The organism is Nocardia sp. NPDC004260 (assembly GCF_053603155.1).
Genome location: NZ_JBSGEZ010000012.1, coordinates 70,405 through 89,448 on the forward strand (window position 1 = coordinate 70,405; position 19,044 = coordinate 89,448).

At 70.3% G+C, this 19,044-nt stretch carries 17 protein-coding genes; 10 read left to right on the forward strand and 7 right to left on the reverse strand.

Annotated features, from left to right (window positions below):
* Positions 1-48: 48 nt before the first annotated feature.
* Positions 49-1,017 carry a non-homologous end-joining DNA ligase gene (ligD, locus tag ACWEO7_RS09750; RefSeq protein WP_452422286.1) on the reverse strand — a complete coding sequence of 323 codons (969 nt, stop codon included), beginning with the start codon at positions 1,015-1,017 and terminating at the stop codon, positions 49-51.
* A gap of 111 nt (positions 1,018-1,128) precedes the next feature.
* On the opposite strand from ligD, the gene ACWEO7_RS09755 reads away from it, so the two are divergent.
* From ACWEO7_RS09755 to ACWEO7_RS09765, 3 genes are all read left to right on the forward strand, one after another.
* Positions 1,129-1,371, forward strand: coding sequence for a hypothetical protein (locus tag ACWEO7_RS09755; protein ID WP_356966471.1), 243 nt, complete (start codon positions 1,129-1,131; stop codon positions 1,369-1,371).
* Entirely contained in the window at positions 1,368-1,676 is a 309-nt protein-coding gene (locus tag ACWEO7_RS09760; RefSeq protein WP_355072321.1) for a hypothetical protein, read from the forward strand. The genes ACWEO7_RS09755 and ACWEO7_RS09760 overlap by 4 nt, the downstream gene beginning before the upstream one ends.
* Positions 1,677-1,764: 88 nt before the next feature.
* The gene (locus tag ACWEO7_RS09765; protein WP_452422288.1) at positions 1,765-2,469 is read left to right on the forward strand and encodes a contact-dependent growth inhibition system immunity protein; all 705 of its coding nucleotides are present in this window, start codon (positions 1,765-1,767) and stop codon (positions 2,467-2,469) included.
* 26 nt (positions 2,470-2,495) lie between these two features.
* On the opposite strand, the gene ACWEO7_RS09770 is transcribed toward ACWEO7_RS09765, so the two are convergent.
* Both ACWEO7_RS09770 and ACWEO7_RS09775 read right to left on the reverse strand, forming a co-directional pair.
* Positions 2,496-4,610 carry a RecQ family ATP-dependent DNA helicase gene (locus tag ACWEO7_RS09770; protein ID WP_452422290.1) on the reverse strand — a complete coding sequence of 705 codons (2,115 nt, stop codon included), beginning with the start codon at positions 4,608-4,610 and terminating at the stop codon, positions 2,496-2,498.
* Positions 4,611-4,759: 149 nt separating this feature from the next.
* Positions 4,760-5,689: an alpha/beta fold hydrolase gene (locus ACWEO7_RS09775; RefSeq protein WP_452422292.1), complete on the reverse strand. Its 930-nt coding sequence runs from the start codon at positions 5,687-5,689 to the stop codon at positions 4,760-4,762.
* 107 nt (positions 5,690-5,796) lie between these two features.
* Here ACWEO7_RS09775 and ACWEO7_RS09780 point away from each other — a divergent pair, with 107 nt between their 5' ends.
* A complete protein-coding gene (locus ACWEO7_RS09780) occupies positions 5,797-6,279 on the forward strand; it encodes a hypothetical protein (RefSeq protein ID WP_452422294.1) in 483 nt (160 codons plus the stop codon).
* A 51-nt stretch (positions 6,280-6,330) separates the two neighbouring features.
* On the opposite strand, the gene ACWEO7_RS09785 is transcribed toward ACWEO7_RS09780, so the two are convergent.
* From ACWEO7_RS09785 to ACWEO7_RS09800, 4 genes are all read right to left on the reverse strand, one after another.
* Positions 6,331-7,554 (reverse strand): RtcB family protein, encoded by a 1,224-nt coding sequence (locus ACWEO7_RS09785; protein ID WP_452422296.1) that lies wholly within the window; start codon positions 7,552-7,554, stop codon positions 6,331-6,333.
* A 91-nt stretch (positions 7,555-7,645) separates the two neighbouring features.
* Entirely contained in the window at positions 7,646-8,725 is a 1,080-nt protein-coding gene (locus ACWEO7_RS09790; protein WP_452422298.1) for an amidohydrolase family protein, read from the reverse strand.
* A gap of 1 nt (position 8,726) precedes the next feature.
* Positions 8,727-10,097 carry a glutamine synthetase gene (locus ACWEO7_RS09795; RefSeq protein ID WP_450018711.1) on the reverse strand — a complete coding sequence of 457 codons (1,371 nt, stop codon included), beginning with the start codon at positions 10,095-10,097 and terminating at the stop codon, positions 8,727-8,729.
* 52 nt (positions 10,098-10,149) lie between these two features.
* Positions 10,150-11,028, reverse strand: a complete 879-nt coding sequence (locus ACWEO7_RS09800) for a ribokinase (protein ID WP_452422300.1) — start codon at positions 11,026-11,028, stop codon at positions 10,150-10,152.
* 99 nt (positions 11,029-11,127) lie between these two features.
* Between ACWEO7_RS09800 and ACWEO7_RS09805 the strand changes: the two genes are divergently transcribed.
* The 6 genes from ACWEO7_RS09805 to ACWEO7_RS09830 all read left to right on the forward strand — a co-directional run bounded on the left by ACWEO7_RS09805 (position 11,128) and on the right by ACWEO7_RS09830 (position 18,996).
* Positions 11,128-12,393 (forward strand): glutamate-5-semialdehyde dehydrogenase, encoded by a 1,266-nt coding sequence (locus ACWEO7_RS09805; protein ID WP_452422301.1) that lies wholly within the window; start codon positions 11,128-11,130, stop codon positions 12,391-12,393.
* An 84-nt stretch (positions 12,394-12,477) separates the two neighbouring features.
* On the forward strand, positions 12,478-13,359 hold the full coding sequence (locus ACWEO7_RS09810) for an AAA family ATPase (protein ID WP_452422303.1): 882 nt from the start codon (positions 12,478-12,480) through the stop codon (positions 13,357-13,359).
* 3 nt (positions 13,360-13,362) lie between these two features.
* On the forward strand, positions 13,363-14,790 hold the full coding sequence (locus tag ACWEO7_RS09815) for a vWA domain-containing protein (protein WP_452422305.1): 1,428 nt from the start codon (positions 13,363-13,365) through the stop codon (positions 14,788-14,790).
* A 9-nt stretch (positions 14,791-14,799) separates the two neighbouring features.
* Complete coding sequence (locus ACWEO7_RS09820) at positions 14,800-15,141, forward strand: MmcQ/YjbR family DNA-binding protein (protein WP_450018702.1); 342 nt, start codon at positions 14,800-14,802, stop codon at positions 15,139-15,141.
* 49 nt (positions 15,142-15,190) lie between these two features.
* Entirely contained in the window at positions 15,191-17,041 is a 1,851-nt protein-coding gene (locus tag ACWEO7_RS09825) for an HSP90 family protein (protein ID WP_452422307.1), read from the forward strand.
* A 2-nt stretch (positions 17,042-17,043) separates the two neighbouring features.
* Positions 17,044-18,996 carry a hypothetical protein gene (locus ACWEO7_RS09830; RefSeq protein WP_452422309.1) on the forward strand — a complete coding sequence of 651 codons (1,953 nt, stop codon included), beginning with the start codon at positions 17,044-17,046 and terminating at the stop codon, positions 18,994-18,996.
* The last annotated feature ends 48 nt before the right edge of the window (positions 18,997-19,044 follow it).

Sequence of the window (19,044 nt, forward strand, 5' to 3'; positions counted from 1 at the left end):
GGTCGCGAGCGGGTGGACGTTGCGACCGTAGCACCGCCGGGCGCGGCGCTAGGCCCCGCTCTGCTCGTCGTCGAGCTCCACGTCCACCTTGTCCCGCTCGGCCCACTCCAGGAGAGGATCCAGGTGGAACACCGCGTCATCCATGCCCGCGTGCAGATCGCCGAGTTCGGCGAAGCGAGCGGGGACGGAGAACATGGTGAAGTCGCGCGGATCGATGTCGGGAATCTCGTCCCAGCGTACCGGGGTGGAGACCGTCGCGGCGGGGACGCCGCGCACCGAGTAGGCGGCGGCGATGGTGTGATCCCGCGCGTTCTGGTTGTAGTCGACGAACAGCAGCTTCGGGTCGCGATCGCGCCGCCACCACGTGGTGGTCACATCATCGGGTGCGCGGCGCTCGACCTCGCGGGCGAACGCCAGCGCCGCCCGGCGCACTTCCTGGAAACCCCAGTGCGGCGCGATCCGGACGTACACGTGCAAGCCTTTGCCGCCGGAGGTCTTCGGCCATCCGACGGCGCCGATCTCGTCGAGGATCTCTCGCACCACCGCCGCGACCCGCTGCACCCGCGACCACGGGCAGTCCGGCATCGGGTCGAGGTCGATGCGCCACTCGTCCGGACGCTCGGTATCGGCGGCGCGGGAATTCCACGGATGGAACTCGACGGTCGACATCTGCACCGCCCAGATGACGTCGGCGAGCTTCTCGACGCACAACTCGTCGGCGTGCCGTCCATAGCGCGGGAAGTACACCCGCACAGTCGGAATCCAGTCCGGCGCGCCCGCGGGAAGCCGCTTCTGATGCACCTTTTCGCCCGCGAGTCCTTTGGGGAACCGGTGCAGCATGCAGGGCCTGCCGCGCAACGCGTTGACGATGCCGTCCCCGACGCTCAGGTAGTACCGCACCAAGTCGAGCTTGGTCGCGCCGGACTCCGGGAAGTAGACGCGGTCGGGGTTGGAGACTTTGAGCGTGTGATCGCCGACCTCTAGCTCGATCGCCGACCCGGTGGATTTGCTGGCCACGGGTCGACTGTAGTGGCCGAGCCGAAGGAAATCCGCGCACGATCGCGCGCCGCCGCGACGGATGTCCCATACCGGTCCGCGGCGCCGCACCGCTCTGGTATGCATACAAGTATGAGCAAGGCGACGCGCGTGACCGTCACGCTGGATCCACAGGTGGCCGAGTGGGCCAGAGCGGCCGCCGATCGCCAGAACCGCAGCCTGTCGGCGGTGATCAACGCCGCGCTGCGCACCACGCTCGTGCACGACAGCCTGACCGCGCTGACCATCGACGAGGAAGCCGAACTGGCCGCCGCCTACGACGACGTGGCGATCACCCAGGCCGCCGCCGACGACGACGCCGACGGCGCCGCATGAGACGCGGTGAGGTCTGGCGCTACGCCCCGACCCTCAGCGACGGCACCCCCTTCCCGCGGCGCATGACAGTGGTGCTGGTGTCCGATTCGGCGGTGATCACTTCGCGCTATCGCTGGTTGCAAGTCGTTCCACTGCGCGACGCCGACCCCGGCCACGTGCTGGCCACCCACACCGAGCACGGCTGGGCCGACACCCTGAAACTGCACCGCGCCTACCGGCCCTGGCTCACCGAACACCTCGGCGTGCTCTCCTTGGAGGAAACGGAATCCCTGGACGCGCGCTTGCGGGCGACGTTGAGTCTGTGACTTCGTCGCGACGTTTTCGTGGGCACGGAGACGTCGGTGCGGGCAGGATGCCGGGATGAGGTCTTCGGGTGACGACGAGTCGCTGATCTTGGGGCTGATCAACGAGTTCTGGGTGGCGGTAGAGCGAGGGATCCCTCGTGAGATGGCCGCGTTGATGTGCGCCGAGGAAGCCGAGCAGTTCTTGGACAATGTGCCCGATCCCGAGTATGACGACCCTACTGGTGAGCCGATCGGTGAGCCTACTTTCGAGGTTTCGGGCATCCGCATCTTCGGAGATGTCGCCTTCGCGCGAATCATTCATTCACCGGACAACGTCGCGACTCTCTTTTTCCGGTACGAAACCGGGAGATGGACGGTATGCGCGGACGCTGATGAGGATCTGTCGTTGGAGCAGCTCGAGGACGACGTGTGGCCCACGATGCCTGCGGATGCGAGCGGTCTGATGTGGACTGTGCACGAGTTGCGGCGCAAGCCGATCGGGCGTCTGACCGACGAGGATGTTCGTTGTCTTCTGCAACAGAACGAAGGCGTCGATGTCCTACTGCCGCGTGTGTTACACCAGTTGCAATGGAATCCGCTGGCCGGAGGCGACCTTTTTCCTGGTGACCTGCTGGTCGCGGCGCTCCGAGTCGGCCAGGAACATTGGAGGCGGGACCCGGTCGCGGTCACTCGCATACGAATCGTCATCGACAAGATCCGTGACCTGGGGGATTTGACCGAACACGGTGCACCGCACGAAGAGATCTGGAACCGCATCACAGATTTTCTGATCGATCTGCCCGGCAACAACTAGCAGCACGCGTTCGCTGGGTGTCGTCGTTATGTCGGTGTGGCCAAGGCGAAGGGGAGGATGGCGGCGGCGCCGGCCGCTCGGAGGGCGTGGGCGGCGACGGTGAAGGTCCAGCCGGTGTCGGTGATGGCGTCCACCAGCAAGATCGGGCCCGGTACTCGGGTCAGTTCGGGGATCTCCCAGGAATCGAAGAGTCCGGCGACGCGATGCGCGGAGTTCGCCGCCGAGACGGGCGGTCGGTCCGGGCGGGTGCGCAGCGTGCCGAGGTCGTGCAGGCGGCCGACTTCGGCGAGGCGGGCGGCGAGGGTGGCGGTGAGCACGGGGTGGCGTGGCGATTCCAGGGCGAGCACCGAGGTCGGGCGGGCGGCCCAATCCCACTCGCGCAGAACGGCGACGCAGGCGTCGAAGACCGCGTCGGGAACCGGGGCGTCCGGGCCGTCGAGCAGCGCGCGCAGTCGCTGGCCCCAGCCGAGGTCGGTCAGCCTGCCGAGAACACGACCGGTCTCGGCTCCGCCGGAGATCTTGCCGGACAACGGGATTCCCAGCTTGGCCATACCGGTGGGCCACTGCTTGCGCGGCGCGAGGTCGAGGCCGGGACGATCGAGCCGGGCCTTGGTCGCGGCCACCGCGTCGGCGGCGACAGTGCGGTCGGGGCGGTGGCCGGTGCAGTTGTCGCAGCGGCCGCAGCCGGGCGAATCCGTGGACAAACCCGGGTCGTCGAGTTGGCGGCGCAGGAATTCCATGCGGCAACCGGCGGTCGATTGATAGTCGATCATGGCCTGCTGCTCGGCCTCGCGGGCGATGGACAGGCGCTCGTACCGTTCGGTGTCATAGGTCCACGGCCGGCCCGTGGCGATCCAGCCGCCGCGCACGCGGCGCACCGCGCCGTCCACGTCGAGCACCTTCAACACCATCTCCAGCCGGGAGCGGTTCAACTCCACCAGCGGTTCCAACGCCGCGGTGGACAACGCCCGGTCGGAGTCCAGCGCGGCGAGGACGGCACGCACAATGTGCTCGCGAGGAAAGGCGACGGAGGCGAAGTAGCTCCAGATCCGCGCGTCCTCGGGGCCGGGAAGCAGGATCACCTCGGCCCGGTCGGTGCCGCGCCCCGCGCGTCCCACTTGCTGGTAGTAGGCGATGGGCGAGGACGGCGCACCGATGTGCACCACGAATCCCAGATCGGGTTTGTCGAAGCCCATGCCGAGCGCGGAGGTGGCGATGAGCGCCTTCACCTCGTTGTTCAACAGCGCCGCTTCGAGCGCCTCGCGTTCGGCCGGGTCGGTCTGGCCCGTATAGGCGGCGACGGTGTGGCCGTGTGAGTTCAGCACGTCGGCCAGATCGTGCGCGGCTGCGACGGTGAGCGTGTAGACGATGCCGGAGCCGGGCAGCCGGTCGAGGTGCCCGCCGAGCCAGGCGGTGCGCTCCACGGCATCGTCGAAGCGAACCACCGACAGGTGCAGCGACTCGCGATCCAGCGTGCCGCGCAGCACCAGGGTGTCGGTGCCGATCTGGGTGGCGACATCGGTGACCACCCGGTCGTTGGCCGTCGCGGTGGTGGCGAGCACCGGGACGTCCGAGCCCAGGTCGGCGATCAGCGTCCGGATGCGCCGGTAGTCCGGCCGGAAGTCGTGGCCCCAGTCCGACACGCAATGCGCTTCATCGATCACCACCAGCCCGGCGTCGGCCGCGAGCCGGGGCAACACCTGATCCCGGAAATCCGGGTTGTTCAATCGCTCCGGGCTGACCAGCAGCACGTCGACCGCACCGGCGGCGACCTGTGCGTGGATCTCGTCCCACTCGGTGACATTGCCCGAGTTGATGGTCGCGGCTATCACTCCCGCGCGCTGCGCCGCCGCGACCTGGTTGCGCATCAGCGCGAGCAGCGGCGACACGATCACCGTTGGCCCGCGCCCGGCCCTGCGCAGCAGCTTGGCGGCGATGAAATACACCGCCGACTTGCCCCAGCCGGTGCGCTGCACGACCAGCGCCCTGCGCCGCCGTACGACGAGCGCTTCGATCGCGGTCCACTGATCCTCCCGCAGCGCGGCTCCCGCCCCGGCCAGCTCGCGCAGCAGCTGTTCGGCGTGCTCGCGCAGGTCGGGGGCCGTGAGGTCGATCGGAGACGCGTCGGTGGCCGTGGTCATGCGGTCCATCGTGCCCGACGCCACCGACAGGCGGCGCCGGGGCGCCGGTGTGGCGATCGGTCAGCCGCGCGCGGCGCCTTCCGGCCACACGATCTCCACCGGCACGGCACTCGCCGTGGCGGGTGCGCATCCTCGTCGTGAGGCCGTGATCAGGCGGATCGCGCGGTAGCGGCCGCCAACTCGGCCAGGCGGGCACGGACCAGATCCGGACGTTCCTCGAGAATGAAGTGGCCGCAGCCCCGCACCGGTTCCAGGCGGTAGTCGTCGGCCCGCGCGGTCTCCTCGGCGGCGAGCGAAGGATGGACCGCCGCGTCCTCGACTCCGAACAGGGTGCGGATCGGAATCTTCGCTCGACGTCGTTCGCCGTGTCCGGCCGAGCGCGGAACTTCGCGCAGCAGAAAAGTGCGGTAGGTGTCGGTCGCGGTGCGGGCGCAGACGGGGTCGCGGAAACGGTCCGCGTAGACGCGAATCGCCTCGGGTCCGAACTTCTCGCGATCGCGTACGGCGCCGGCGAAGACGAGGTCCAGGAAGCGGGTGTGCTGGTGCAGGTAGGTGCCGAACGCCGCGACAGCGGGTTGATACAGCAGGAACCGCCACGCGTGCGGGAGGAAAGTGCGCGGCGTCTGCCACGGGTGGGCGATGTTGAGCGCCAGCAGCGCGTCGAATCGCTCCGGCTCGCGCAGCACGAGCAGGTGGGCGATGTAACCGCCCCAGTCGTGGCCGACCAGCAGCACGCGCTTCAGGCCGAGCGCGTCCAGCAATGCCAGCAGGTCGGAGGCGACGTCGTCCTTGGCCCAGCGGTGCGGCGCGGGACCGGACCAGCCGTAGCCGGGTAGGTCGGGCGCGATGATCCGCAGTCCGTCCGGTGGGTCGGCGAGCAGGTGACGATAGGCGTAATGATGCTCGGGCCAGCCGTGCAAGGCCAACACGGGGCGGCCATCCGTCGGCCCCGCCTCGGTGACGTGGAAACGCACCCCGCGAGCGGTGACATAGGAACGCCGCACGCCGGGGATCTCCGGCGGAGCGGCCGCCGGGTCGGACCCGGGAAAGGGTGAGAAGAACGAAGGCCGCCAGGGCATATCCGATGGTATCCAGTACGCCGCCGAGACATCCAGAGCGGAACAGCTCCCGGCGATGGACAATGAAGGCCTGAATCCCCGGCGCGGGGACCGGGGAGGAGGCAGCGGTGTCGAGCCACATTCAGCCGCCCGCGGGGTGGGCTCCGCCGGGCGCCGAGTTCCGGACCAGCAACAACGTCTCGCGCACTGTAACGGGCACGCTCGTCTGCTTGATGGTGACGCCGATCGGGATCGGCTCGGCCGCTCATGGCGGCCTCGGCACCCGGCAGTGGGTGATCCTCGGGGACGAGGGGGACCGCTGGAGCTCGAACGCCCAGATGATCGGTGGTGCGTTGCTGTTGTTCCTGGTGGCGTTGCTGGCCGCGTACTCTCCTGCGGGCACTGTGATCGCGGGCCTGGTGTGGGGTCTGCTGCCGGGCGCGGTGCAGTTGTTCTTCCCTCATGACCTCTGGCGTCTGATCGAGCAGGCGCCGGGGCTGTCGGAGGAATGGAGTCTTGCCCTCTACAACTGGGTGCTCAACGGATGGGGGCTGGTACTCGGCCTGTTGCTCATCGGAGCCGGGTTCGCTGCCACCCTGCGGCGGCGCTGACCGCGCGGCTGCGCACCGGGCGAGTCGGTCCGCCCGGCGCGCAGCCGACGTTCAGCCCTTGACGCAGAGCACCTGGTGCAGCGTCGCGACCACGTCGACCAGGTCCCGCTGTGCCTCGATGACCTCGTCGATGTCCTTGTACGCGGCCGGGATCTCGTCCACCACGCCCGCGTCCTTGCGCGACTCGACGCCCTCGGTCTGCGCGATGAGATCGGCCACGGTGAACTGCCTCTTGGCCGCGTTGCGGCTCATCCGCCGTCCCGCGCCGTGCGAGGCGGACTGGAACGACGCCGGATTCCCCTTGCCGCGCACCACATACGAGCGCGTCCCCATCGAGCCCGGAATCAGCGCGAGATCGCCTTCGCCCGCGCGCACGGCGCCCTTCCGGGTCACCAGCATGGGTACGCCGTCGATGATCTCCTCCGCCACATAATTGTGATGGCAGCTTATGGGCTGCTCGAAACGCACTCCGCGATCGGCGAATTCGGCGGCGACCGCACGGCAGACCAGGGCGAGCATCACCGCGCGGTTGCGCGCCGCGTACTCCTGCGCCCAGGTGAGGTCGCGCCGGTACGCCCGCATCTCCGGCGTGCCGGAGACGAAGACCGCCAGGTCGCGGTCGGGCAGATCGACGTTGTGCGGCAGCGTGCGCGCGATCGAGATGTGCCGCTCGGCGAGTTCCTTGCCGATGTTGCGGCTGCCGGAGTGCAACAGGATCCACACCCGGTCGTCCTGGTCCAGGCAGACCTCGATGAAGTGGTTGCCACCGCCGAGCGTGCCCATCTGCTTGTGCGCCTTCGACTCTCGCGCCTGAACCCGGCTGTCCAGCGCGCCGAACGAACCCCAGAACCGGTCCCAGCCCGCGCGCAGCGTCGCCGTGCTCGCGCCGAGCCCCGCGACCTGGCCGCCGAGGCGGGTGACGTCGACGGCGTCGTGATGCGCCTGGAAGCCGACCGGCACCGCCGCCTCGATGCGCGACCGCAGCGAACGCAGGTTGTCGGGCAGATCCGCCGCGGTGAGATCGGTGCGCACGCTCTCCATGCCGCACCCGATGTCCACGCCGACCGCGGCGGGGGCCACCGCGTCCTTCATCGCGATCACCGAGCCGACCGTGGCCCCCTTGCCGAGGTGCACGTCCGGCATCACGCGGACGCCGTGGACCCATTTCAGCGCGGCGATGTTGCGCAGCTGCTGGAGCGCGGCCTGCTCGACCTCGTGCTCGTTGGCCCACATCAGCGTCTGCGCCTTGGTGCCGCGCAGCTCGACGGGAAACATGGTGTCGACCCTTCCGTTGGTTATGCCATCAACGGTAGGTACCGAGGACACCCGGCGCACCCGAATATTCGACCGCCCGGAACGGTAGCGGTCAGTCGGCCTCCTGCTCGAACCGTGCGCGATAGACGCGCTCGGCGTTCCCGTGGGCGATGGCGCTGACCAGGGCTTCGGCGTCGGCGGTGGTGATCGCGTCGTCGGCGAGCCACTCGTCGACGAGTTCGCCGAGACCGCGCCGCCAGAGCAGGGCGCTTAGGTAGTGCAATTCTGGGAGCCCGTAGCCGTCGGAGGAGTAACACAGCGCCCGGAACGGAGCGAGCTCCAGTGTCTCGGCCAGCACGGCCCCGGCCCGCTGTCCCACATAGGGGATGGTCAGGCCCAGATCCAGATGGACGTGCTCGAAGATGTGCGCGAGGTAGGCGGCATGGCGGTGGAAGGGCCAGCAGTGCAGCAACATCACCGACAGCCCGGTACCCGCGGTCCGGCGCAGGAAGTCGGTGAGCAGCAGCGGGTCGCCGTGCCGCAGGTGCAGGTCCGGGTCACCGAATCCGGTGTGGAATTGCAGCGGAAGACCCAGTTCCGCGCCGATGCGCGCGCCGAGGCCGACCAGCCAGCCGAGGACGTCCGGATCGGTGAGCCGGTGCTCGGGCGCGAAACTGGTCGGCGGGTGATCCCGCAGCGGGAAGTCCAGACCGCACCGGTAGGCCACGATCGTCTTCAACCCGACGGCGCCGACCGCCCGGGCGCGCAGCTCCTCCTCGATCCGCTCGTACACCCCGGACACCGCGCCGACCTGCGCGACGACTTGCTCGGCCACTTGCTCCAGCCGCACCACCTCGCGCACCTCTCCGCCCGCCAGCTCGATGAAATCCGCTGTTCCACCACCGATTCCGGTGTCCAGATACCATCGGGTCACCCCGGTGGCGCGCAGCAGCCGGGCGGAGACCTCGCGCGCGCCGAGCCGGGCGCGATGACGGAGGTAGACGTCCGGGCCGACGTGGGCGGGCAAATCGAGCGCGGGGGCACACCAGCGGCGCACGGCGAGCCCGAGCGCGGAATCGAAACTGCCGTGCGCGCCTTCCCCGAGCAAGCGCTCGAAGCCGGGCCGATCCAGGTTCTCGGTGTGCACCCCGTGGCAGTGGTGGTCGGTGAGCCGGACACCGTCGGTGAGCATGTCAGAACCGCCAGCGGGTCAGGGCGACCAGCTCTTCGGCGCTCGCGGCGGCGTACCGCTCGGCCTCCGCGCGGCGCACGGTGAGCAGGGCGTCGTGTAGTTCGACGCCCATGGCGTCGGCGAGCACTGTGGACGCGGCGAGGTGGTCGGCGGCTTCGGACGGGGTGGTCGGCAGGCGGCGCACATTCGATACCATGCGTGCCTCGGCGTCGAAAGTCGCCGGGTCACCGGTGATTTCGACCGGAAGGCGCAATTGTTCGGCGACACCGGCGAGCCCGGCGGCGATCACCGACCCGACGATCAGGTACGGATTGCCGGTCGCGTCGAAACATTTGATCTCGGCGTTGGCCGCCCACGCCTCGGTGCCGCGCACCCCGGTGACGAACCGCAGCGCGGCCTCTCTGGTCTCATGGCCCCAGCACTGCCAGACCCCCGCCCAGCGCGACGGCTCCGACCGCAGGAAGCTCGCCGGATTGCCCGCGCCGACCGCGACCAGCGCGGGCAGTTCGCGCAGCACTCCCGCCAGGAACGCCTCGCCGGTCCGCCGCATGCCGTGCGGGCCGTCGCCGCCCGCGAACAGCGGTCCGTCCTCGTCGGTCACCGACAGGTGCAGGTGCGCTCCGGAACCGGCGCCGCCCGGTTCGATGCACGGGGCGAGCAGCGCCCGCCAGCCATGCCGCGCGCTCACCTGCCGGATCGTGTGCCGGACCAGCACGGCCTCGTCGGCGGCGGTGACCGGCTCGGACGGTTCGACCGACAACTCGAGTTGCGCGAGCGCGTATTCGGGATGGAACTGGGCGACGGTGACGCCTTGGCGCTCGAGTGCGGCGACCAGGTCGGCGGCGTAGTCGGCCACCTGCCCGAGCCGCACCAGTCCGTAGGCGGGGCCGTGGATCGCGGGTGTGAAGTCGTCGGTGTCGTCGGCGCGGCCCACCGCCCATTCGGTCTCGAACGCCATGGACAACCGCAGTCCGGCGGCCTGCGCCGCAGCCGTCTGGCGTGCCGCGAAGTGGCGCTGGCACGGGGCGAAGCGGGTGCCGTCCTGGGTGTATTTGTCCGTGGGCGCCCACGCCCAGCCGGGCTGGCAGGCCAGTTCGGTGAGCATGCTCAGATCGGGGACGAGTCGCAGATCGCCGTCGGGCCCGCCGAGATAGCGCCCGATCGCCATCAGGTCGTCGAAGGCGAAGGTCTCGAAGCACGGCGACACTCCGACGCCGTACCGGGACGCCCGGTCCAGCCGCTGGCTGGGGACGGTTTTCACGCGCGTGATGCCCGCGTTGTCCACGAAGCTCAGCGCGACCATGGCCGCGTCCAGCCGCTCGATCGGCGCGGTGTCGCCCTCGGCGGGGATGCGATCCGGCGTGGTGGCCATGCCCATCACGATATCGGCTCGGGCGCAGCGGGAGCCGCCGCGGCGCGCGTCGTCACTCCGCGGCGAGGGCGGCGGTGATCTCCTCGCGGGCCGGGATCGAACTGCTCGCGCCCAACCGGGTCGTCGCCAGAGCCCCGGCCGCGCAAGCCCAGGTCAGCGCCCATTCCGGCCCCCGATGCCAGGCTGCGGCCAGCGCGCCGGTGAAGGCGTCGCCCGCGCCGGTGGTGTCGACGACATCGACCCGCGGGCTGGGCCGGGACAGGCGGGCGCCGTCCGGTCCGCGATAGTCCGCGCCCGCCGCGCCGCGGGTGACGACCACGTGCGCGACGGTGTCCAGGTCCGCGCTCAGCTGCTCGGCTTCGCCGGAATTCATCACGGCGACATCGATATTCGTCCAAAGATCGGCGGGCAGCGGACGGGCCGGCGAGGGGTTCAGCAGCACGGTGGTGCCGTGCGCGCCGGCGTGGCGGGCCGCGGCGGCGACCGTTTCGACCGGAATCTCCAGCTGGCACAACAAGATATCGGCGGCCGCGATCGCCGCCAGGTCCTCCTCGGTCAGCTCGGTCATCCGCGTGTTGGCGCCTCCGACGACGATGATGCTGTTCTCGCCGTCGTCGTCCACCACGATCGTGGCGATGCCGCTCGGCCCGGCGACCGTGCGCAGCCGGTCGGTGAACACCGCGGCGTCCGTGAGCGCCGCGCGCAGTTCACCGGCGAAGACGTCGTCGCCGACCGCCCCGAGGAAGCGGACCTCGCCGCCCGCCCGCCGCGCCGCGATCGCCTGATTCGCGCCTTTCCCGCCGGGCACCATGGCGAATCCGCTGCCGAGGACCGTCTCACCGGGGGCCGGTCTGCGTGCGGTCGTAGTGATCAGGTCCATGTTGACGCTGCCGAGCACCACGATCGCGGGAGCGTCCGATTCGACCGTCATATCGCCGGACGGTAGTCGCCCGGCCCGGGCCGCGCACGTGACCGCGCGAGCGTCGCAGCGGGTGGAATCGGCGGTGTACCCGGTGCGTAGGCTGTACCCATGACGGTAGGAACGACCACCCAGCCTGATGTTCGCGAGGTGGTGCACGAGGCCGCGCGCAAGGCCAGGGTCGCGTCGCGAGCCCTCGCCCAGCTGACGACGGCGCGGAAGAACGACGCCCTGCACGCCGCCGCCGACGCGCTGCTGGCCGCCGCCGATCGGGTGCTGGCCGCCAATGCCGAGGACATCGCCGCGGCGCGGGCCGCGGGCACCGAGGAGTCACTGCTGGACCGGCTGCGGCTGACCAAGCCCCGCATCGACGGCATCGCCTCCGGGTTGCGTCAGGTGGCGGGACTGCCCGATCCGGTGGGTGTGGTGGTGCGCGGCTCGACCCTGCCGAACGGCTTGGAGATCCGGCAGGTGCGAGTGCCGCTCGGCGTGGTCGGCATGGTGTACGAGGCCAGGCCGAACGTCACCGTCGACGCGTTCGGGCTCGCGCTCAAGTCCGGTAACGCCGCCCTGCTGCGCGGCTCCTCCTCGGCGGCCCGCTCCAATGCCGCGCTCGTCGGGGTGCTGCGCGAATCGCTTGCCGCGCAAGACATCCCGGCCGACGCCGTGCAGTTGCTGCCGAGCGAGGACCGTTCCAGCGTCACGCATCTGATCCAGGCCCGCGGCCTGGTCGACGTGGTCATTCCGCGTGGCGGCGCCGGGTTGATCAACGCCGTCGTGCGTGACGCGCAGGTGCCGACCATCGAGACCGGTACCGGCAACTGCCACGTCTACGTGCACGCCGCCGCCGACCTGGAGATGGCCGAGCGAATCCTGATCAACGCCAAGACCCGCCGTCCCAGCGTGTGCAACGCGGCCGAGACCGTGCTGATCGACGCGGGCATCGCGGACACGGCGCTGCCCAGGCTCACCGAAGCGCTGGAGCGTTCCGGCGTCACCATCCACGGCGACCTGCCCGGCCAGGTTCCGGCCACCGAGGCCGACTGGGGCGAGGAGTACCTCACCCTGGACATCGCGCTCAAAGTGGTCGACGGCCTGGACGCGGCGGTGGAGCACATCAACACCTGGGGCACCGGCCACACCGAGGCCATCGTCACCGGCGACCTCGCCGCGGCCCGCGAGTTCACCAGCCGGGTCGACGCCGCCGCCGTGATGGTGAACGCCTCCACCGCGTTCACCGACGGCGAGCAGTTCGGCTTCGGCGCCGAGATCGGCATCTCCACCCAGAAGCTGCACGCCCGCGGCCCGATGGCCCTGCCGGAGCTGACCTCGACGAAGTGGATCGTCTGGGGCGAAGGACAGATCCGGCCCGTCTGACCGGCGTGCGCGGCGGCCGATGCCGAGTCGGCATCGGCGACGCGCTGCCGTAGCGTGGGGGATGGTTCGGAAGGAAGGTGCCGGGTGGTGTCGGAGAGCGCAGTACAGGAGCCGATCTTCACGTCGGTGGACGACGTGATCGAACGGTTGGCCAGCACGGGCTACCTGGCGGACAAGGCCACCGCCACCTCGGTGTTTCTCGCCGATCGGTTGGGCAAACCGTTGCTGATCGAAGGACCGGCTGGTGTCGGCAAGACCGAGCTGGCGCGCGCGGTCGCGCAGACCTCGGGCGCCGAGCTGGTGCGATTGCAGTGCTACGAGGGCGTCGACGAGGCCCGCGCGCTGTACGAGTGGAACCACGCCAAGCAGATCCTGCGCATCCAGGCGTCCAGCGAGAACGACTGGGAAGAGACGAAGGCCGACGTCTTCACCGAGGAGTTCCTGCTCTCGCGCCCGCTGCTGACCGCGATCCGGCGCACCGATCCCACGGTGCTGCTGATCGACGAGACCGACAAGGCCGACGTCGAGATCGAGGGCCTGCTGCTCGAGGTGCTCAGCGACTTCGCGGTGACGGTGCCGGAGCTGGGAACGATCATCGCCAGCCGCAAACCGTTCGTGGTGCTCACCTCGAACGCCACCCGCGAGCTGTCCGAGGCGCTCAAGCGTCGCTGCCTGTACCTGCATCTGGATTTCCCGGACGAGGAGCTGGAGCGGCGCATCCTGGCCAGCCGGGTGCCCGAGCTGTCGGCGGCGGTCGCCGCGCAGCTGGTGCGGATCGTGCACGTGCTGCGCGGCATGCAGTTGAAGAAGCTGCCCTCGGTCGCCGAGTCGATCGACTGGGGCCGCACGCTGCTGGCGCTCGGCCTGCGGGATCTGGACGACACGACCGTCCGCGCCACGCTCGGTGTGGTGCTCAAACACCAGAGCGACCACCAGCGCGCGCTGGCCGAACTGAAGCTGGCCTGAGCCATGGCGACCGGGCCGGTCCCCGCCGATGTCGCGGCACTGAGCGCGCCACACGGTATTCCGGGACATCTGGTCGGCTTCGTGGAGGCGCTACGGGCGCGCGGGATACCCGTCGGACCGTCGGAGACGGTGGACGCGGGCCGCGTGGTGACCGTGCTCGACCTGATGGACCGTGAGGTCCTACGGGAGGGGCTGGCGTGCGCGTTGTTACGGCGCACCACCCACCGCGCGACCTTCGACGGGCTGTTCGACCTGTGGTTCCCCGTCGCCGTCGGGCAACGCGCCGCGAGCCAGGACGAGCTGGAGATCCCGCACACGCCCTCGGGAGACGTGGACATCCCGGCGCTGCGCGAACTGCTCGCGGAGTTGCTCGCGCAGGAGTCGGCGACCCCGCAACTGGAGGCGCTGGCCGCGCAGTTGGTCGAGCAACTCGGCCAGTACCAGTCCGCCCGCGGTCCGTCCTTCTCGTCGTACCAGGCGCTGAAAGAGGTACAGCCCCAAACGTTGCTGGCGAAGATCCTCGCGGGCATGGCCCTCGGGCCGGACACGAGCGAGTTCGACTCCGAGATCGCCCGCCGCGCCGCCCGGCAGCGCATCGCGGGCTTCCGCGCGACCGTCGAGGCCGAGACCAGGCGGCGGGTCGCCGAACGGATCGGACGCGAACGCGTGGCGAGCTACGGCGTCGCCCGGCAAGCCGAAGAGGTCGACTTCCTGCGCGCCTCCGAGGCCGAACTCTCCGAACTCAAGCGCAGTACCCAGCGGTTGGCCCGGATCCTGGCTTCGCGTCTGGCCGCGCGTCGCAGGCACGCCCACCGCGGAGCCATCGACCTTCGCCGCACCCTGCGCGCGTCCATGTCCACGGGCGGTGTGCCCATCGACCTGGTGCACCGCAAGCCGCGACCGGGCCGCCCCGAACTGGTTCTGCTGTGCGATGTCTCGGGCTCGGTGGCCGGCTTCAGCAACTTCACGCTGCTGCTGGTGAGCGCGCTGCGCGAACAGTTCTCCCGGGTGCGCATCTTCGCGTTCGTCGATCAGATCGACGAGGTGACCCGGTTCTTCGATCCGCACACCCAGCTGGATCGGGCGATGACCCGGATCTTCGGTGAGGCGAACGTCGTCGGCCTGGACGGGCACTCCGACTACGGCAACGCGCTGGCCGGGTTCGCCAGGGACTTCCCGGACGCCGTCACCAGCCGCAGCTCGCTGCTGATCCTCGGCGACGCCCGCACGAACTACCGTGACCCGGAGCTGGACACCCTGCGGTCGCTGGTCGAGGTGGCCAAGCACGCGCACTGGCTCAATCCCGAACCGCGCAACCAATGGGGTTCCGGCGATTCCGCGGCGGACAAGTACCGCGACGTGATCGAGATGCACGAATGTCGTTCGGCCAAACAGCTCACCGCGGTGGTTTCGCGGCTGCTACCGGTGTAGGGAGACGGCATGAACGACGCCGCGCTGCTGAGCTATTGCCTGGCCAAGCCGGGCGCCTGGCAGGACGAACCGTGGGAGGGCGACGTCGTCGCCAAGGTCGGCGACAAGATCTTCGCCTTTCTCGGCGCGACATCGGTCGGCCTCAAATGCGGGCGGACCCGCGAGGAGGCCGACGAACTGGTCCGGGTGTACCCGGGGGACGTGGCGGCGTCGGCCTACATCGGGCGGTACGGCTGGAACGTCATCCAGTTCGGCGGCGCGGTCTCGGATAACGAACTCTACGAGCTGGTCGATCTCTCCTACGAGGCCGTCGTGAGCAAGCTGCCGAAGAGCAAGCGCCCGACCGTCTGAAAGGGTTCGTTAAGGGGATCTTTGGCGTGCGCCGACAAGATCGGCGGCCATGGGGAACAGAACGCCGGATGATCCGGCGGCGGTGCACAACAACTATTCGTTTCAGGTCGATCTGCGCGGGATAGTCGATCTGCTCTCTCATCACCTCTATTCGAGTCCGCGGGTCTATCTGCGCGAGCTGTTGCAGAACGCCGTCGACGCGGTCACCGCACGTGCCCGGCTGGATCCGCTGACTCCCAGCGGAATCCGGCTCTCCGTGGACGAATCCGGGCTGCGGATCAGCGATCCCGGTGTCGGCCTGACCGAGGCCGACGTGCACCGGTTCCTCGCCACCATCGGCCGCTCGTCCAAACGCGACGACATCGAAGGCGCACGACGGGAGTTCCTCGGACAGTTCGGGATCGGGCTGCTGGCCTGTTTCACGGTCGCCGAGACGATCCGGGTGGTCACCCGATCGGCCGCCGACCCGACCGCCTCGCCGGTCGAGTGGCTGGCCCGCGCCGACGGCACCTACTCGGTGCGCTCACTCGATCGAGGCGAGTACGCGGAACCGGGCACGACGGTGTGGCTCACCCCGCGCGGCGGAGCCGGGGAGTGGTTCCGGCCGCAGCGGGTGACCGACCTGGCACGCGAATTCGGGTCGCTGCTGCCCTACGAGGTGACAGTGGAGTCGGACGGTGCTGTGACGACGGTCACCGAAGGCGTTCCGGTCTGGCGCCGCGCGTATCCGTCGGCGGAGCGGCGCAGGGCCGCCCTGCTCGACTACGGTCACCGGACGCTGGGCTTCGTTCCGCTCGACGCCATCGAACTCGATGCCGGTGCGGCAGGCGTCAGCGGCGTGGCCTATGTCCTGTCCCAGCCGGGCAACCCGTCCGACAGCAGTGCGCATCGGGTGTACCTGAAGGGCATGCTCCTGGGCGACGCGGTGCGCGGCGTGCTGCCGGATTGGGCGTTCTTCGTGCGCTGCGTGCTCGACACCGACACGCTGCGCCCCACCGCGTCGCGGGAGGGCCTCTACGAGGACGAGCGGCTCGCCGTCGTGCGCGAGGTGCTCGGAGACCGGATCCGGGACTGGCTCACCGAGATCGCCGCCGAACAGCCGCAGCGGCTGGCCGCGTTCCTGTCCGTGCACGCACTCGGCGTGAAGGCGATGGCGAGCCATTCCGTCGAATTGCTGCGAATCATGCTGCCCCATCTGCACTTCGAGACCACCGACGGGCGCGTGCCGCTCACCGAGTTCGCCCGCGACCACCGCACCGTCCGGGTGACGGCGACGGTCGAGGAGTTCCGTCAGGTGGCGGCCACCGCCGCCGCGCAGGGCATCGGCGTCGTCAACGGCGGCTACGCCTACGACCGGGAGTTGATCGCGCGGCTGCCGCGGCTGCTGCCCGGCGTCGAAGTGGTCGACCTGGACGTCGACGCGATCACCGCGGCGCTCGACCCGGTCGACCCCGGCGACGAGCTGGCGCTGGCCCCGGTACTCGCGCTGGCGCGAACCGTGCTCGACCCGCTGTCGTGCGACGTCATCGCGCGCGCCTTCCATCCGGTCACGGTGCCCGCGCTCTATCTCGACGGCCGCGCCGCGCGCAACGAACGCGCCAGAGCACAGACGGCCGAGGACGCCGACGACCTGTGGACCGAGATCCTGGGCGCCCTGGCGGTCGCGACACCGCGCGCTCGGCTCGTGCTCAACCACCACAGCCCGATCGTGCGCAGGCTGTCGCGCATCGACGATCCCGGCTTCCGGAAGACGGCGGTGGAATCGCTCTACGGGCAGGCCCTGTTGATGACCCACCGTCCGCTGAGCGCGGCCGACACGGCGCTGCTCAATCGCGCCTTCGGCGAATTCCTCGGCTGGGCCACTCAACGCGCCGCCGACCGCGGTGAAGAGACGGAGTGAACATGGACGCCGCCGAGATCGGCGCGGCACTGGCGCAGGTCTACGCGCTGCCGCACGGCCGGACGCGCACCGAGCGACTGGAGACCCTGGCCGCGGCCGCGCGAACCGGATCGGATCGCGCGCTGGAAGGCAGGGTGCTGCTGGAGCTCGCGCAGTCGTACACCTACGCGGGCGAACGCGATCTGGTGCCCGTCGCCTACGGCAGGTTGCTGCGGATCTACGACGACCACCCCGCCGAACTGGGCTCGATGACGTACTCGGTGCACTGGTACCTGAAATGGGTGACCTGGGGGATGGTCGGCAACCCCGCGCTGCCGCTGTCCACTATCGATCGCTGGTTCGACGAGCTGGACAGCCGCTACCGGCAGCGCGGCTACAGTCCGCGCCCGGTGCTGGCCCTGCGCTCCGAACTCGCCCGCGAGATCGGTGACACCGCGGCCGCCGCCGCGTGGCTGGAACAGGCGATGGCCGCCCCGCGCGACAGCATGTCCGACTGCGATGCCTGCGAGCGCGGCGAATGGGGCCTGACGAGCGTGTCTCTCGGTGACGACGAGGGCGGACTCGCGCACTGGAAGCCCGTTCTCGACGGCGAACGGACCTGCGCCGAGGAGCCGCACCGCGTTCTGGCGCATGCGCTGCTTCCGCTGGTGCGCACCGGCCGCGTCGCGGCGGCACGCGGCGCGCACCTGACCGGGTACCCGCTGGTCCGGCACACCGAGGACCTGCGTCCGTCGGTGGCCTCGCACATGGAATTCTGCGCGCTGACCGGCAACGAGGCACGCGGGCTGGAAATTCTCACCGAGCACGCGAACTGGCTGGCCGATTCCGGCGCCGACGCGGGCGCGCGCCTGGCCTTCGCCACCGGCGTCTGCGTGCTGCTGCGCAGGCTGGTGGCGCTGCGGCTGGGTGATCTTCCGCTGGCGGAGGGGACGGTGGAATCGGTGCGCGCCCGGCTGGAAGTCGAGATCGGCGCGCTGTGTGCCCGCTACGACGCCCGCAACGGCAACAGCGCGGTCAGCCTGCGCACGGCCGCCCGGCTCGCCGCCGAGCCGTTCCTGGACCGGTTGCCGCTCGGTTTGCGCAGCACACTGCCGCGCGCCGCGAGCGCACCGGACAGCGTCCGGGTGGCCGACGACTTCTCCGGCGACCGGGCCACGGAGGTCCGCAGGCTGGCCGAACTCGGCGCCGCCCGGCTCGCCGATACGCCCGAGGAGGCGGAAGCGCACCTGCGGGAAGCGCTGGCGCTCGGTACGCCGGTGCTGGCCGGGGAGGAGGCCGCCCGGCTGGGCGCGCAGCTGGTCATCGCCATCGCGAGCCAGCCGGACCGCGAACTCGATCTGGCCGACGCCGCGGTGCGTGCCGCGGCACGCTGGGAAGGGCTGTCCGAACCGGATGTACTGCACCACACCGTGGTCGCCGCACGCGCGTTCCATCGCGCGGAGCGCCACGGCGAGGCCGTCGCCCTGTTCGAACAGGCGCTGCTCAGCGGCACGATTCCGTATCCGTCCGGCGAACTGGCGGTGGTCCGCGCGCAGTTCGGCCGATCGCTGAACGCACTGGACCGCCACCGCGAGGCCGCGCGGCAGTTCCTGGAGGCGGCCCGACTCGTCGAACGCGACCCGGAGCGGACCGAGCTGCACGCCGAGCTGGCGTGGTCGGCCGCCACCGCGCTCGAGTACTGCGGGCAGGACGACGAGGCGGTGGCCGCCTACCAGCGGGCCGCGCGGCTGTGGGCCGGGCTGGGCGCGGTGGCGGAGCGGGCGCGTTGCCTGCGGGCGGCGGCTTGGCTGCGCGTGTGCGGCGAAGCCGATCCCGAATCCGGGCTCACCTCGATGCGGGCGCTGATCGCCGAGCTGGCCACGCTGGCGGACCGGTCGGCCGAGGCGGCGGATGAACTCGCGCGCACCCGCGAGCAGCTGGCCCGGATGCGCGAGATCGGCGGCGCCACCGCCTGAGGCGCCGCCGGGCCCGTGCGGCGGGGCAGACTGCGGGCGGCTGTCTCC